Raw genomic sequence first — 13835 nt, 5'->3', positions numbered from 1 at the left:
CGGTGTTGACGGTGTCAGGCAGCGTCGCCGCATGCGTGTGCGTGATGTGCGTGAAGCCGATCTCGATGCCGGACTCCTCGCTGAGTTCGCGCGTCAGTTGCTCCAGCGCGGCTGCGACGCCGAGATCGTCGAGCATCGACGGACGTAGCGCGTGAGAAATGCGCCGCACTTCGCGCAAGGTATCGCCGAGCCGCGTGAGACTGGTGGTGAGCGCGGCTTCGGCGGCGGGCACGCGCGCGTCGCCGCGCTCAAAGCGCGCGAGCGCGGATTCGAGCAGCAGCTTCACGGACACCATCATCTGGCTGATGCCGTCGTGCAACTCGCGCGACAAACGCGCGCGTTCGTTTTCCTGCGACTCGACCACCTGCTGGGCGAGCCGCTTCAGTTTCGCGTCGGCGCTGCGGTATTCGGTGACGTTGAGCACGAGCGCGCACAGCGCGATCACGGCGAGCCCGGCCACGGCAATGGCGTCGATCCACTTCATCGTACGATCGATGTTGGCGGCCGCGCCTTCGTCGATATGCGCGAGCGTCGTGTCGACGTCGTCGAGATAGATGCCGGTGCCGATCATCCAGCCCCAGCGTTCGAGCGGCACCACGTAGCCGAGTTTCGACGCGATCTTGCCGGTCGACGGACGATGCCACAGGTAACGCACGTAGCCGCCGCCGCGCGAGGCCGCGGCGAGCAACTGCTGGATCGTCGGCGTGCCCTGGCTGTCACGCAGCGCCCATAGATCGCGTCCGACCAGATCGGGCTCGCGCGGATGCATCAACGAACGGCCGTGCATGTCGTAGACGAAGAAGTAGCCGTCCTTGCCGAAATCCATTTTTTCCAGCACGTCGAGCGCGCGCATGCGCAGCAGCGCATCGTCGCGCGCATTGTCCTGGCCGGCGGCGTAAAGCGGCGCGATCGCGGTGGTGGCAAGCTCGACGTAATGTTTGAGCTCTATTTCCTTGCTCGCCATGTACGCGGCCTGGGTGGTCGCGTGCTGCGTTTCGGCGAGCGCCGTGGCTTCCCGGCGCACGCCGGTTTCGATGCTGGCGATGGCCGCGAGAAAGGGCACGATCGCCAGCAGGACAATCTTCGCTTTGAGTTTCATCGTTGAAAAAACAGCCGACAGGCTACGTAGTAGTACGTAGCCGGCTTACGTAGTTGCGCGCTTGTGAGGACGCTCACGAAGGCGAATACTACATCCCCGCGGCAACCCGCGCGCGGCGGCCCCCTTTGGCCTGTTGCGCGCGACGATTTGCGCCGCCGCGTAGGCCGGGGTCGCCCCGGCATGTCCGCAAACAGGCGGGAGACGCCTGCATCCGGTTTTCTGCCCAATATCAGATCATCGGTTTTCCGTGCGCCGGGCCACGAGTCATGGCGTGCGGTGTCGATAATAGACCTAGGAGAAGTTCGTGGAGACCTCCCCATCCGCCGGCCGTTCATGGCTCTGGCTCATTCTGCTGATCCCTTATATCGCGCTGCTGTGGCTGCCGTTCTATAACGACACGCATCCGCCGCTGTTCGGCTTTCCGTTCTTCTACTGGTATCAGTTTCTGTGGGTGCCGTTGACCTCGCTGCTGATTTACATCGTGTATCGAGGTGTCAAATGAATGATCTGAATCCCGTGAACCCGGTCGCGATGAGCGTGTTCATCGCGTTCTTCGTGCTCGTCACCGTGATCGGCTTTTTCGCCGCGCGCTGGAAGCGGGGCGACCTGACCCAATTGCATGAATGGGGTCTGGGCGGCCGCCAGTTCGGCACGATCATTTCGTGGTTCCTCGTGGGCGGCGACTTCTACACCGCCTATACCGTGATCGCGGTGCCCGCACTTGTGTATTCGGTGGGCGCGTACGGCTTCTTTGCGTTGCCGTACACGATCATCGTCTATCCGTTCGTGTTCGCGGTGATGCCGAAGCTGTGGAAGGTCGCGCACGCGAAGAACCACATCACGGCGGCGGACTACGTGCAGGGCGAGTACGGCGGCAAGTGGTTCCCGGCGGCGGTCGCGCTGACCGGCATCGTCGCGACGATGCCGTATATCGCGCTGCAACTGGTCGGTATGCAGGTGGTGATCAAAGGGCTCGGCGTGAGCGGCGAAATGCCGTTGATCGTCGCCTTCGTGATTCTCGCGCTCTACACGTATGCGAGCGGCCTGCGCGCGCCGGCCATGATCGCGTTCGTCAAGGACATCATGATCTATATCGTCGTGATCGCGGCGGTGTGGCTGATTCCGGCGAAACTGGGCGGCTACGCACACGTGTTCGACGCAGCCGATGCGCATTTCAAGGCCAAGGGCGGTGCGACCGGCATCATTCTGCATCCGGGGCAGTTCACCGCGTTCGCTTCGCTCGCATTGGGTTCGGCGCTGGCGGCGTTCATGTATCCACATACGATGACGGCGGTGTTGTCGTCCGCGTCGGCGAAGACGGTCAAGAAGAATGCGATCTTTTTGCCGGCGTACACGTTGCTGCTCGGTCTGATCGCGTTGCTCGGCTATATGGCGATTGCCGCCGACGTGAACGTCAAGTCGGCGTCCGACGTGGTGCCGGCGTTGTTCGGCACGCTGTTCCCGCAGTGGTTTGTCGGCTTCGCGGCCGCGGCGATTGCGATCAGCGCGTTGGTGCCCGCCGCGATCATGTCGATCGGCGCGGCCAATCTGTTCACCCGCAATCTGTGGCGCCCGCTCGTGTCGCCGAATATCTCGCCCGAGAGCGAGGCTTCGACCGCCAAGATCGTCTCGCTGGTCGTGAAGTTCGGCGCGCTGCTGTTCATCGTGTTCCTGCCGACGCAGTATGCGATCGACCTGCAGTTGCTCGGCGGCGTGTGGATTCTGCAGATTTTCCCGGCGATCGTGTTCTCGTTGTATACGCGTCGGCTGAACACGCCGGGGCTGTTCTGCGGCTGGCTGGTCGGCATCGTGATTGGCACCGGGCTCGCGATGTCGCAAGGGCTCAAGCCGGTGTACGCGCTGCATCTCGGCGCGACGGCCTATCCGCTGTATATCGGCCTGATTGCGCTGGTGGCCAATATCGTCGTGACGTTTGCCGTGTCGGTGGTGTCGCCGCGTAGAGCGGTGGCCGCGGCCTGATCGTTGTGTTTGTCTGAATAGAGCGCCGCGAAGCTCCTGCTTCGCGGCGTTTTTTATTGTGCGTACTGTCCCGCGGTTCTTTGCCGGTTCGCCTCAGGCGTCCGCCCAGCGGCGTAGCAGATTGTGATAGATACCGGTGAGGCTGACCACCGTGGGGTCGTTCGAACCCTTCTCGGCGGCAAGACGCTGCACGTCGTTGTCGAGTTGAAACAGCATGGTGCGCTCGCCGTCGTCGCGCACCATGCTCTGGATCCAGAAGAACGATGCGACGCGTACGCCGCGCGTGACCGGGCTCACGTGGTGCAGACTCGAAGCGGGGTAGAGCACCATATCGCCGGCGGGCAGTTTGGCGCGATGCACGCCGTAGGTGTCTTCGATGCAGAGTTCGCCGCCGTCGTAGGTGTCCGGCTCGGCCAGAAAAAGCGTGGCCGACAGATCGCTGCGAATGCGGAAGTCAGTGCCGCGCAGCAGGCGGATCGCGTTATCCACGTGAGTGTTGAAACAGTGGCCGCCTGCGTAGCGGTTAAAGAGCGGCGGGAACACTTTCAGCGGCAGCGCCGCGGAAAAGAACCGCGGGTTGACGCCGAGCGCGTCCTGAATCGCATCGCCGACCGCGCGCGCGGCGGGTGAGCCTTCGGGCAGTTGCTGGTTGCGCTTGGCCTGCGCCGACTGCATGCCGGAAGTCGCATTGCCGTCGATCCATTGCGCCGCGTCGAGCACTTCGCGGCATTGCGCGACCTGCTGTTTGCTGAGTACGCCTTGCAGGTGAAGCATCATGCGCGTGATTCCCGTGCGGGGCGCAGCGTGGTGTTATGTGGCGCATTGCTGTTCGCCGTGCTGTTGCCGGTGATGTGCGCGGCGGCGTTCGCTGTGAAGTTTGCCTCGATGTCTTCACCCAGCGCGCGAAACACGCTCACCGTCGAAGCCGCCAGCCATCGCTGCATTTTCGCGACGAACGCCGGCGTCGCCGTGTGGGGCACACGGTGCAGCCATTGCAGCGCGTGGTCGATCTCGCCGCGTGCGGCCAGCAGCCGCGCATAATTGAACTGACCGCGGAAGTCGCCGCCTCGCGCCGCGCGCCGGTAATAGTCGAGCGCGATAGTTGCGTCCGCGTCGACTTCCCAGCCGTCTTCGTAAAAGCTGCCGACGAAGTTCAGCGATTTCGCGTGTCCCAGTTCGGCGGCGCGCCGGAACCACTGCAACGCGTCCACACGATCGCACTCGACGCCGTTGCCAAGCGCCAATGCCGAGGCGTAGTTGTACATGCCCCAATCGAGTCCGGCCCGCGCCGCGAGCCGATACCAGTAGACCGCGATCGGCGCGCAAGCGGCCGTGCCCCAGCCATGTTCGTAGCAGCGGCCCAGCATGTTCATCGCCATCGGATGATCGCGCCGCGCGGCGTGCCTGAACCAGGTGAACGCTTCTTCGGCATCGCGCTCGACGCCGTGGCCATCGAGCAGATATTGCCCATACACGGCCTGCGCCTGGACGATGCCGTTATGCGCGGCCGCCGCCACCCAGGCGGCGGCCTGGGCGGGCGGCCCGGAGAGAATCGCGGCGAGCTCGTCATGGGACACGCTCGCCAACGCCTTCAACGTCACCTGTTCCATCGGGCCGCCGCCTAGTAGTGTGCGTTGAGCGTCAGGAACGCGGAGCGCCCCGGCGCAATCGACGCATAGTGGGCCGCATAAGCCTGATCGTAGTACGTGCGGTTGAAGATGTTCTGCACGTTCAACTGCAGGTCGACATGCTTGTTGACGCGGTACGTCGCCACACCGTCGAAGCGCCAGTAAGCGGGCACCGCGCGCAGATTCGCCGTGTCGCCGTACACCTGCGACATGTAGAACGCGCCGCCGCCGATCGTGAACTTCGGCAGCACGTCGTAGGTGGTCCACAGGCTGACGCTGTTCTTCGGCGTGTTCGGGAACTGGTGGCCGTTATCCGACGTGGTCTTGCCGTTGTCGCGCAACTCGCTCTTCAGATACGTGTAGCCGCCGAATACTTGCCACTTGTTGGTCAACCGGCCGGCCAGACCGAATTCGAAACCTTGCACGCGTTTGTTGCCGACCATCGCGTAGGTGTTGTCCGGCAGCGTGACGCGCGCATTGGTCGTATCGATCTGGAAGATCGCGCTGGTCAGCGAGAGCTTGTTGTCCAGCACGTTCCACTTGGTGCCGAGTTCGATGCTGCGGTTCTTTTCCGGTGCCATTTGAGCGGCGTTCGGGCCCACGCCACGGCTCGCCGTCAGCGACTGCGTTTCGCTACCCTGGCCGAGCAGCGCGCCCGCCGGCGTCGACGAGGTCGAGATCGACGTGTAGATGCTGCCGTTCGGCGCCGGCTTGAAGACGAGGCCGAACTGGTAGTTGAACAGCGTATCGTCGCGCGAGACGCGGCCAGCGCCGTTGGCGACGGTGTTGCGCAAGTCGGTTGAGTAGTCGTCGACGCGCAGGCCGACGTTGGCTTGCCAGCGCTTCGTCAGCTCGATCGTGTCGAATGCGTACAGCGATTTGGTGGTGGTGCGCTGCTCGCTCGGGTCGTTGGTCTGCTTGACTGAACCGGCCCACGGGTCGTTCGGATTCGGCGTCCACAAGCTCGTGCAGTTATAGTTCGACGCCGCGCCAGTGCCGGCAGTCTTGCAGATCGCGCCGCTTGCGGCAGCCACCGTGTACGAGTCGTTCACGCTGGTTTCGCGCGACACTTCGAGGCCGGTGGTAAAGCTGTGCTTCAGGAAGCCCGTCTTGAACTCGCCGAACAGTTCGGTTTGGTTCGCGAGGCTGTAGACGTCGCTCGCACGCGTGTTCGCGCGGCGCCACACCATGCCGTTCACCACGTTGCCCTGGCTGTCGTCCGGCTGGGTCCAGATGTAGTCCTGAGTCGACTTCGTGTAGCGCGTCGTATTGCGGACCGTCAGGTTGCTGTTGATGTCGTGCTCGATACGCACCGTGCCGATATCCGAAGTCGTCTTGCGGAAATCCCGGTCGATCAGCCCGTAGAAGTTATGACGGTCGACCGGCGCCGGATAGATCGTGCTGACGCCTGCCGGCTTGTTGGTGGTCGTGTAGTAGTACGGAATGCCGCTGTCGGGCAGGTCGTCCGTTTGCAGGTGATAGTAGCTCGCCGTCACGCGGGTCGGCGTGCCGAGGCCATACGTGAACGACGGCGCGATGCCCCAGCGCCCGTTGTTGACCGCGTCGCGGCCGGCCACGTCGTTGTTGTGGCTCATGACGTTCAGGCGGAACGCCGCGTGATCGGCCATTTGCCAGTTGCCGTCGGCGGTGAAACGGCGATAGCGGTCGGTGCCCAGACCCACGCTGCCGTCGGCCGAGTTGCCCAGGTGCGGGGTCTTCGTAATCAGGTTGATGCTGCCGCCCGCGCCGCCGCGGCCGCCAAATGCGCCGTCCGCGCCCTTGGTTACTTCGACGCTCTGGATGTTGAACACTTCGCGGGTGGTCGCGCCGACATCGCGCATACCGTCGACGAAGGTGCTGCCCTGCGCGTCGTAGCCGCGGATGAACGGCCGGTCGCCGAGCGGATTGCCGCCTTCACCCGCGCCAAAGGTGATACCCGGCACGGTGCGCAGCGCTTCGGTCAGCGTCGACGCGCCAGTGCTCTGGATCAGCTCCTGCGGAATCACGGTCACGGAGCGCGGCGTGTCGAGCAGCGGCGCGGTGAATTTGACCGAAGACGACTGGTCCGTCTTGAAGCCGTCGTCTGTCTGGCCTTGCACGGCGATCGCTGCGAGTTGGCCCTCCCGGTCAGGCGGTGCAGTGCCCGTGGTGCCCTGCGCGAGAGCGGGGCCGGCAGCCAACATGCTGCACAGCGTCGTGCTGATTTTGCCCAGCTTCGGTTCATCGGACCGCGACTTCATTTTTTTTATCCCGTAGTGCTGGAGTCCGGGCAGGCGTGGCGAACCTTACCCATGAATTCCATGTTTATTACAAATTGGTTGCGGAACCGATTCTAAGTAATTACTGGGTAATTGAGAAGCGTTCTCAATCATAAGCGATGAAAATGACGTGGGATGCGGTAACGCTCAGGTAGCGACTTGGATGTAGTTGCACTGAATTGGAAGTAAAATGGCTGCATTTGTCGTGTGTTGTTGCATAGATCGCGCGCGCGTGGCGAGCGCGCGACAGCGCGGCAAAGAGCGCAGGTGGCGATGGTTTAGCCCTTCTCTCGCAAGGAAAAAGAGGCAGCGGGTCGCTCGATGAGCTTGCTTGAGGGCTCCGTTCCAGCCTGTTGCTTTCATACGAATAACAAGCCGTGCATGGCCGTGATCCGGATTCAGGTGCGCGGGCGGACGGTTTTCACCGCGATGTCAGCGGTCGATGTATGCCTGCAAAGGGTCGGTAACGACGCTAGAGCTACGACCTTTGACCGGCGACAGCAAAGCTTCGATTCGCGAACGGGTCTGCGGCGGGCAGTGCGAAAAGCCGCGCTGACATTCTCATTCCGGCGGCGCCGGTTTGTTGCGCAAGAAACCTGTGCGATCCACAGCATGCGCTACGCGCAACAGGATTCGCGCCAGCATCAAAACCGCTCCACGCTGAACGGCTGCGGATTCACCACTGTCGGTTCCCCGGTCATCATCTCGGCGATCAACCGGCCCGTTATTGGACCGAGCGTGAGTCCGTGGTGCGCGTGGCCGAAGGCAAACCACAGACCCGCGTGTCTCTTCGCCGGCCCGATGACCGGCATCATGTCGGGTGTGCAGGGGCGGCCGCCCATCCACGGTTCAGCGTCGAGACGCTCGCCCAGCGGAAACAGCGTGCGTGCAATCGGCTCGACCGCGGCGAGTTGCATCGGTGTTTTCGCCGCGTCGCGCCGCGCGATTTCGGCGCCGGTCGTGAGCCGGATGCCGCGCGCCATGGGCGCGAGCAGATAGCCATTCTCGACATCCAGCACCGGATGATTCAGCCGGGCGTTTTCTCGCGGCGCGTAATGCATGTGGTATCCGCGTTTGACAGCGAGCGGCACGCGATAACCGAGCCGCGAACTCACGCGATCCGACCACGGCCCCAACGCGACGACCGCCGAGTCCGCCGTCACCGTGCCGGCTTCCGTATCGACCTGCCAGCCTTCGCGAAACGTGTCGGCATCGCCGAAAAAAAAGCGTCCGCCCAGCGCTGCGAAATACTTCGCGTACGCGGTGACGAGCGCATTGGGATCGCTCACCGAATCGGATTCGGGGTAGCGCAGGCCGCCTCGCAAATGCGTGTCGAGATCGGGCTCCATCTGCTGCAACCGTGCGGGATCGAGCGTTTCGAACGCGACGCCATACTCGCGATGCCACTGTTGCGCGAGCCGCGTTTCCGCCTCCTGTGCCGCGTCGCTGCGGAACACCTTGATCCAGCCGATCGGGCGCAGCAGCGCGCTCGCACCGGCAGCGGCCGCAAGCGCGCGGTGCTCGCTCACGCAATGTTCGATCAGCGTCGAGTACGACTTCGCGATCTCCGCATGTCTTGCCGGATGAGAGTTGCGCCAGTACTGCCACAGGAACGGCGCGGTCCTGAGCATCGCGTCGGCGTGGTAGCGAACGTCGGGCGACTGGTTGCGCGCGTAGCGAAGCAGGGTGCCGAGCTCGCGTGGAAACGCATAGGGATAAACGCCTTCGCGCTGAATCAGCCCGGCGTTGCCGAACGAGGTTTCGTTGCCGGGCAGTTTGCGATCGATCAGCGCAACCTGGCGGCCGCGCTTCTGCAGATGCACGGCCACGCTTACGCCGACAATGCCGGCACCGAGCACGACGGTATCGAATTTCATGCTGCCTGTTTGCCTCGCTTGAAATGATTGCGCTCGAAGATCCCGGCGGGCCTCATCTTACAACGCGGTGTTGCCGCGGAACCCGGATAACCCGCTCGAATGGACACGAAAAAACCCGCGAAAAGGAGCGGTGCAAGTGCGCGTCACACACACTGATCCGCCTCACCTCGAAGCATCGAACATCATCCGACACCGACCCACGTCCCGTCACCGTGTAAACTGCTGACTTTTTGTCTCCGGTGGTATGTTGCAAGCCCCCCAGCGCACAGCGCCCAGCGGCCCGGCGCTTATTCGCCTGCTGGCCCGTCTGGCGGATGTCGATGTCCCCGAATCCAGGCAGTCGTTGTCGGACCGGCTGAGTCAATGGCTCGGCTGGACCGACGCGATTGCGTTGTCGTCGGCGCTGAACGGCAAGCCGCCCGCGCTCGCCGCCGGTGCGCGCGGCTTCGGCAGCGCCGAAGCGGACGAGTGCGTCCGGGTGCGCGGCGCGCTCGCCAAGGCCATTGCCGGCGACAGCGTGTTGGCCGGAACGCGGCGGCGCGGTCACGGGCAAACGCAGATGCAGATGCCGGATGCCCCAGCCGACTACGCGGTGTTTCGTCAACGCTACCTCGCCATCCAGCAGTCGATGGAAACGGGCATCGCGACGCTGCGCGGGCGTCTGCGCAGCATGCTCGCCGCGCAGGCGCCCGCGATGACGCGCCTCGCGGTGATCGACGCGGTGATGGAGCGTGCGTTGAGCGAGCGCGAGCGTAATCTCCTGGCGTCGGTGCCGGGCCTGCTTGCCGGTCACTTCGAGCGTTTGCGCGCAGCCGAGGAGCAGGCGCTTGCCGCCGCACAGACAGCAGAGGCTTCCGAAGACGCCGTGCCGGTCACGGCCGGCGCATGGCTGGACGTATTCCGCAAGGATATGCAAAGCGTCCTGCTTGCCGAACTGGAGGTTCGTTTTCAACCGGTGGAGGGGTTGCTCGCGGCCCTTCGCACCCGCTAACTGGGACGCTATGTCCAGATATCGTATTGATCTCGTTGTATTCCTGGCAGGTCTGGCCGCTGCGTGCTGGATCGCCGCCAGCTATGTCGGTGCGAACCCGCTGGCACTCGCTGTCACGTTATTGATCGGTGCCTGCTACGTGGCAGGCGCGCTCGAACTGCGCCGCTACAGTCAGGCGACTGGCACGTTGACGCGCGCGGTTACGGGGCTTGCCGGGCCGCCGCCGAGTCTTGCGGCATGGCTCGAGCCGCTGCATCCGAGCTTGCGCAATGCGGCGCGGCTGCGCATCGAGGGCGAGCGCGTAGCCTTGCCGGGACCGGCGCTGACACCTTACCTCGTCGGCCTGCTGGTGTTGCTCGGCATGCTGGGCACGCTGCTCGGCATGGTGGCGACGCTGCGTGGCACAGGCATCGCGTTGGAGAGCGCCACGGATTTGCAGGCGATCCGCGCGTCGCTGGCGGCGCCGGTCAAGGGACTGGGCTTCGCGTTTGGTACCTCGATCGCGGGCGTGGCCACCTCGGCGATGCTCGGATTGTTGTCCGCGCTGTATCGCCGCGAGCGGCTCGAAGCAGCGCAGACGCTCGACATGAAGATCGCGACGAGCTTGCGCGTGTACTCGCAGAGCCATCAGCGCGAGGAAAGCTTCAGGTTGCTGCAACGCCAGGCCGAGGTGATGCCGGCGCTGGTCGAACGCTTGCAGACGATGATGACGGCCATCGAGCAACAGAGCGCCGCGTCGAACGAGCGGCAGATCGCAAACCAGGACGCGTTCCATGGCAAGACCGAGGCCGCGTATAGGCGCCTCGCGGGAGCCGTCGAACAGTCGTTGAAGGACAGCGTCGCCGAGAGCGCGCGTGCTGCGGGCGCGGCGTTGCAGCCGGTCATGGAAACCACGCTGGCCGGCCTTGCGCGCGAGGCGGCGGCGTTGCACGAGACGGTCTCGCAGGCGGTGCAGCGGCAGCTCGACGGGTTGTCGAGCGGTTTCGAGGCGACGAGCGCCAACGTCGCGCAGATCTGGAACGATGCATTGGCCGGCCATCAACGCTTGAACGACGAACTGGCCGCGCACCTGCGCGCGTCCCATGAACGTGCCGCCGAGATCGTCGAACAACGCTCGATCGCGCTGCTGGCCGGCGTATCCGCGCGACTCGACGCGACGGCGGGCAGTGTGTCGCAAGCATGGAAGGATGCGCTGTCGCAGCAGCAGAGCCTCGGCGAGAAGTTGGCGGCGAACAACCAGCAAGCGCTTGTGACGGCTGCTGCGACCTTCGAGCAGCATTCGGCGTCGCTGTTGCGCACCGTGGGTCAGTCGCATGCGGATTTGCAAACGGCGTTGGCTTCGGGCGACGAACAGCGGCTGGCGGCTTGGAGGGAAACGCTCGGGTCGATGGCAAGCAAGTTGAGCGAACAGTGGGAGCAGTCGGGCGCGCAAACCGCGAGCCGTCAGGAGGAAATCTGCGAAACGCTGGCGCAAACCGCCCGCGACATCTCGGCACAAACGCGAGCGCATGCAAGCGAGACGGTCGGCGAGATCGAGCGCCTCGTGCAAGCGGCGGCGCAAGCGCCCAAAGCTGCGGCGAACCTTCAGGCGGAATTGGCCGCGCGGGATCAGGAACGTCTGGCCGCATGGACCGAGACGCTCGGGTCGATGGCAAGCAAATTGAGCGAACAGTGGGAGCAGTCGGGCGCGCAAACCGCGAGCCGTCAGCAGGAAATCTGCGAAACGCTGGCGCAAACCGCCCGCGATATTTCGGCACAAACGCAAGCGCATGCAAGCGAGACGATCGGCGAGATCGAGCGCCTCGTGCAAGCGGCGTCCGAAGCGCCCAAGGCCGCGGCGGAGGTCGTCGCCGAACTGCGCCAGAAGCTCTCCGACAGCATGGTCCGCGACAACGAGATGCTGCAGGAGCGCAGCCGCTTGCTGGCAACGCTGGAGACGCTGCTCGACGCGGTGAACCACGCGTCCACCGAGCAACGCACGGCGGTCGACGCGCTGGTCGCCACGTCGGCGGATCTGCTGGAGCGCGTCGGCACCCGCTTCACCGATCACGTCGAGCACGAGACCGGCAAGCTCGGCGCGGTCGCCGCGCAAGTCACGGGGAGCGCCGTCGAAGTGGCGAGCCTCGGCGAAGCGTTCGGCGCGGCCGTGCAGGTGTTCGGCGAATCGAACGACAAGCTGGCGGCTCACCTGCAACGTATCGAAACCGCGCTGGACAAGTCCCTCGCGCGCAGTGACGAACAACTGGCCTATTACGTCGCGCAGGCGCGTGAAGTGATCGATCTGAGCGTGATGTCGCAGAAGCAGATTGTCGAAGACCTGCAGCGGATTGCGGGTCAGCGCGCGTCCGCCGGAGCCGACGTCGTATGAGCGAGGAAATCGACGGCGGCGTGGAGCCGGCCGCGCCGATCTGGCCGGTATTCGGCGACCTGATGTCGGTGCTGCTTGGCGCGTTCGTGCTGATCCTGGTGAGCGTCATCGGCGTGCAGCTCGAGCTCTCCAACAAGCTGGAGCAGGAGGTCAAGCAGCGTCAGGCCGAAACGCAGCGCCGCAAGACGCTCGAGCAGGCGTTGGCCGGGCCGCTGGCGGCCGGGCGCGTGACGCTCGTCAACGGGCGCATCGGCATCAGCGGCAACGTGCTGTTCGCGCTGAATTCCGATCAGTTGCAGCCGCAAGGCCGGGATCTGCTGAAGAGTCTCGCCGGACCGCTGTCCGCGTATCTGCAGGCCAACGACGAAATCCTCATGGTGAGCGGCTTTACCGACGACCAGCGCCTGCGCGAAGGCAATCGCCGTTTCGCGGACAACTGGGAGCTGTCGGCGCAGCGCGCGTTGACGGTGACGCGTGGCTTGATCGACGCAGGCGTGCCGGCGGCGTCGGTGTTCGCGGCCGCGTTCGGCTCGCAGCAGCCGGTGAGTTCGAATGCGGACGATCAGGGGCGGGCCAAAAACCGTCGCGTGGAAATCGCGCCGGTTCCCCGGCCGTCGACTGCAACGGTGAAGCCCGGTGCATAGCGGCGACAGCAACGAGAACGACGGGAGCGGTTTGACACACACCGCCCGCGCGACGCTCGACGCGTGGCGTGCGTGCGGTGCGGACCGTCTGGACCCCGTGCGCTTTCATTTCATCGCGGCGCTCGAGCGTCGCACGGCCGCGCATGCCGGCGAAGCGCGGCGCATGCTCGACGAGAGGCTGTCAGGGTTGCTCGACGCGTATGCCGCGGATCTCGCACGCGCGACGGCCGCAGCCGAATCTGTCGAAGCGCACGCCACTGCGCCGGTTTTCACTTCACGCGAGCCCGCCCGGGAAACGCTGGCGGATCTGATCGGCCACATCGCGCGTCATGCACAGGCTGAGCGCGCGGACGCCGTTTCGTATCCGGAGTTGCCGGCGCTCGATTACTTCCGGGAAGTCTGGTCCAAACTCCGCGCCGAGAAGCAGATGCGCCAGTCGCTGGCGCAAGTGCCCGGCAACGCCGGCCCGCTCAACTCGAGCAGCCTCGTGCACCGTTCGCTTTCGTTGATGCGCGAATTGTCGCCCGGGTATTTACAGCAGTTCTTGTCGTACGTCGATACGTTGGCGTGGATGGAACAGCTAAGCGGTGGCGGCGCGCCAGCGGGTAAAGAAGCGCCGCGTGCCGGAAGCGGCGGAAAAGGCGCGCGCGGGAAATCGCGCTAACGCTGCGGGCGCGTTCAATCGAAGTCGAACACGTCGAAAATCGAGCGCTTTTTCTTATATCCCCGGTGCCCCGTTCGGTGATCGTCGTAGCCGCGCTGGCGGTCGCTCTCGTACGCAGGCTCCCGATCGCGGTGGCTCTCGCGCGCGGCGCGCGCGGCCGAGGGCGTGCCGATCTGCTCAGCCGCGTCCTGCGCAATCAGTTTGTCGAGTTCGCCGCGATCGAGCCAGACGCCACGGCACACCGGGCAGTAGTCGATCTCGATCGAGCGGCGCTCGGCCATTAGCAGGTCGGTCGTTTTGCACACAGGGCATTTCATGGTGTCGCT

The 13835-nt window shown here is 64.6% G+C and carries 12 protein-coding genes; 6 read left to right on the top strand and 6 right to left on the bottom strand.

All coding sequences use genetic code 11. The annotated features are described in order from the left end of the window. A partial coding sequence (locus CIC12_RS28575) for a cache domain-containing protein (protein WP_168669215.1) occupies positions 1-1099 on the bottom strand: 1099 nt, incomplete at its 3' end. 304 nt (positions 1100-1403) lie between these two features. Between CIC12_RS28575 and CIC12_RS28570 the strand changes: the two genes are divergently transcribed. Beyond that, the gene (locus tag CIC12_RS28570) at positions 1404-1601 is read left to right on the top strand and encodes a DUF3311 domain-containing protein (protein ID WP_042329644.1); all 198 of its coding nucleotides are present in this window, start codon (positions 1404-1406) and stop codon (positions 1599-1601) included. Further along, positions 1598-3079 (top strand): monocarboxylate uptake permease MctP, encoded by a 1482-nt coding sequence (gene mctP / locus CIC12_RS28565; protein ID WP_168669213.1) that lies wholly within the window; start codon positions 1598-1600, stop codon positions 3077-3079. Before CIC12_RS28570 ends, mctP begins: the two co-directional genes overlap by 4 nt. 93 nt (positions 3080-3172) lie before the next feature. On the opposite strand, the gene CIC12_RS28560 is transcribed toward mctP, so the two are convergent. The 4 genes from CIC12_RS28560 to CIC12_RS28545 form a co-directional block, all read right to left on the bottom strand. After that, positions 3173-3856, bottom strand: coding sequence for a Fe2+-dependent dioxygenase (locus CIC12_RS28560; protein ID WP_168669211.1), 684 nt, complete (start codon positions 3854-3856; stop codon positions 3173-3175). Further along, complete coding sequence (locus CIC12_RS28555; protein ID WP_168669209.1) at positions 3853-4689, bottom strand: tetratricopeptide repeat protein; 837 nt, start codon at positions 4687-4689, stop codon at positions 3853-3855. The genes CIC12_RS28560 and CIC12_RS28555 overlap by 4 nt, the downstream gene beginning before the upstream one ends. 11 nt (positions 4690-4700) lie before the next feature. Continuing rightward, positions 4701-6947, bottom strand: coding sequence for a TonB-dependent receptor (locus CIC12_RS28550; protein ID WP_168669207.1), 2247 nt, complete (start codon positions 6945-6947; stop codon positions 4701-4703). A gap of 662 nt (positions 6948-7609) precedes the next feature. Continuing rightward, positions 7610-8842, bottom strand: a complete 1233-nt coding sequence (locus tag CIC12_RS28545; protein ID WP_168669205.1) for an NAD(P)/FAD-dependent oxidoreductase — start codon at positions 8840-8842, stop codon at positions 7610-7612. 244 nt (positions 8843-9086) lie between these two features. Here CIC12_RS28545 and CIC12_RS28540 point away from each other — a divergent pair, with 244 nt between their 5' ends. Genes CIC12_RS28540 through CIC12_RS28525 form a run of 4 tightly spaced genes read left to right on the top strand, consistent with a single transcriptional unit; the run spans position 9087 to position 13509 of the window. Continuing rightward, entirely contained in the window at positions 9087-9833 is a 747-nt protein-coding gene (locus CIC12_RS28540; RefSeq protein WP_168669203.1) for a DUF3348 domain-containing protein, read from the top strand. Between the two features lie 10 nt (positions 9834-9843). Further along, positions 9844-12201, top strand: coding sequence for a DUF802 domain-containing protein (locus CIC12_RS28535; protein WP_168669201.1), 2358 nt, complete (start codon positions 9844-9846; stop codon positions 12199-12201). Next, positions 12198-12845 carry an OmpA family protein gene (locus CIC12_RS28530; protein ID WP_168669199.1) on the top strand — a complete coding sequence of 216 codons (648 nt, stop codon included), beginning with the start codon at positions 12198-12200 and terminating at the stop codon, positions 12843-12845. Before CIC12_RS28535 ends, CIC12_RS28530 begins: the two co-directional genes overlap by 4 nt. Positions 12846-12876: 31 nt before the next feature. Then, on the top strand, positions 12877-13509 hold the full coding sequence (locus tag CIC12_RS28525; RefSeq protein ID WP_168669197.1) for a DUF2894 domain-containing protein: 633 nt from the start codon (positions 12877-12879) through the stop codon (positions 13507-13509). Positions 13510-13523: 14 nt separating this feature from the next. On the opposite strand, the gene CIC12_RS28520 is transcribed toward CIC12_RS28525, so the two are convergent. After that, the gene (locus CIC12_RS28520; protein WP_168669195.1) at positions 13524-13826 is read right to left on the bottom strand and encodes a TFIIB-type zinc ribbon-containing protein; all 303 of its coding nucleotides are present in this window, start codon (positions 13824-13826) and stop codon (positions 13524-13526) included. Between the last annotated feature and the right edge of the window lie 9 nt (positions 13827-13835).

Source organism: Paraburkholderia sp. SG-MS1 (assembly GCF_012275575.1).
Classification (GTDB): domain Bacteria; phylum Pseudomonadota; class Gammaproteobacteria; order Burkholderiales; family Burkholderiaceae; genus Paraburkholderia.
This window is presented reverse-complemented; position numbering and strand designations above follow the sequence as displayed.

Coding starts and splice junctions, on each gene's coding strand:
- mctP (WP_168669213.1), top strand. CDS start 1,598: ATGAATGATCTGAATCCCGTGAACCCGGTCGCGATGAGCGTGTTCATC.
- CIC12_RS28560 (WP_168669211.1), bottom strand. CDS start 3,856: ATGATGCTTCACCTGCAAGGCGTACTCAGCAAACAGCAGGTCGCGCAA.
- CIC12_RS28535 (WP_168669201.1), top strand. CDS start 9,844: ATGTCCAGATATCGTATTGATCTCGTTGTATTCCTGGCAGGTCTGGCC.
- CIC12_RS28555 (WP_168669209.1), bottom strand. CDS start 4,689: ATGGAACAGGTGACGTTGAAGGCGTTGGCGAGCGTGTCCCATGACGAG.
- CIC12_RS28550 (WP_168669207.1), bottom strand. CDS start 6,947: ATGAAGTCGCGGTCCGATGAACCGAAGCTGGGCAAAATCAGCACGACG.
- CIC12_RS28530 (WP_168669199.1), top strand. CDS start 12,198: ATGAGCGAGGAAATCGACGGCGGCGTGGAGCCGGCCGCGCCGATCTGG.
- CIC12_RS28545 (WP_168669205.1), bottom strand. CDS start 8,842: ATGAAATTCGATACCGTCGTGCTCGGTGCCGGCATTGTCGGCGTAAGC.
- CIC12_RS28540 (WP_168669203.1), top strand. CDS start 9,087: ATGTTGCAAGCCCCCCAGCGCACAGCGCCCAGCGGCCCGGCGCTTATT.
- CIC12_RS28520 (WP_168669195.1), bottom strand. CDS start 13,826: ATGAAATGCCCTGTGTGCAAAACGACCGACCTGCTAATGGCCGAGCGC.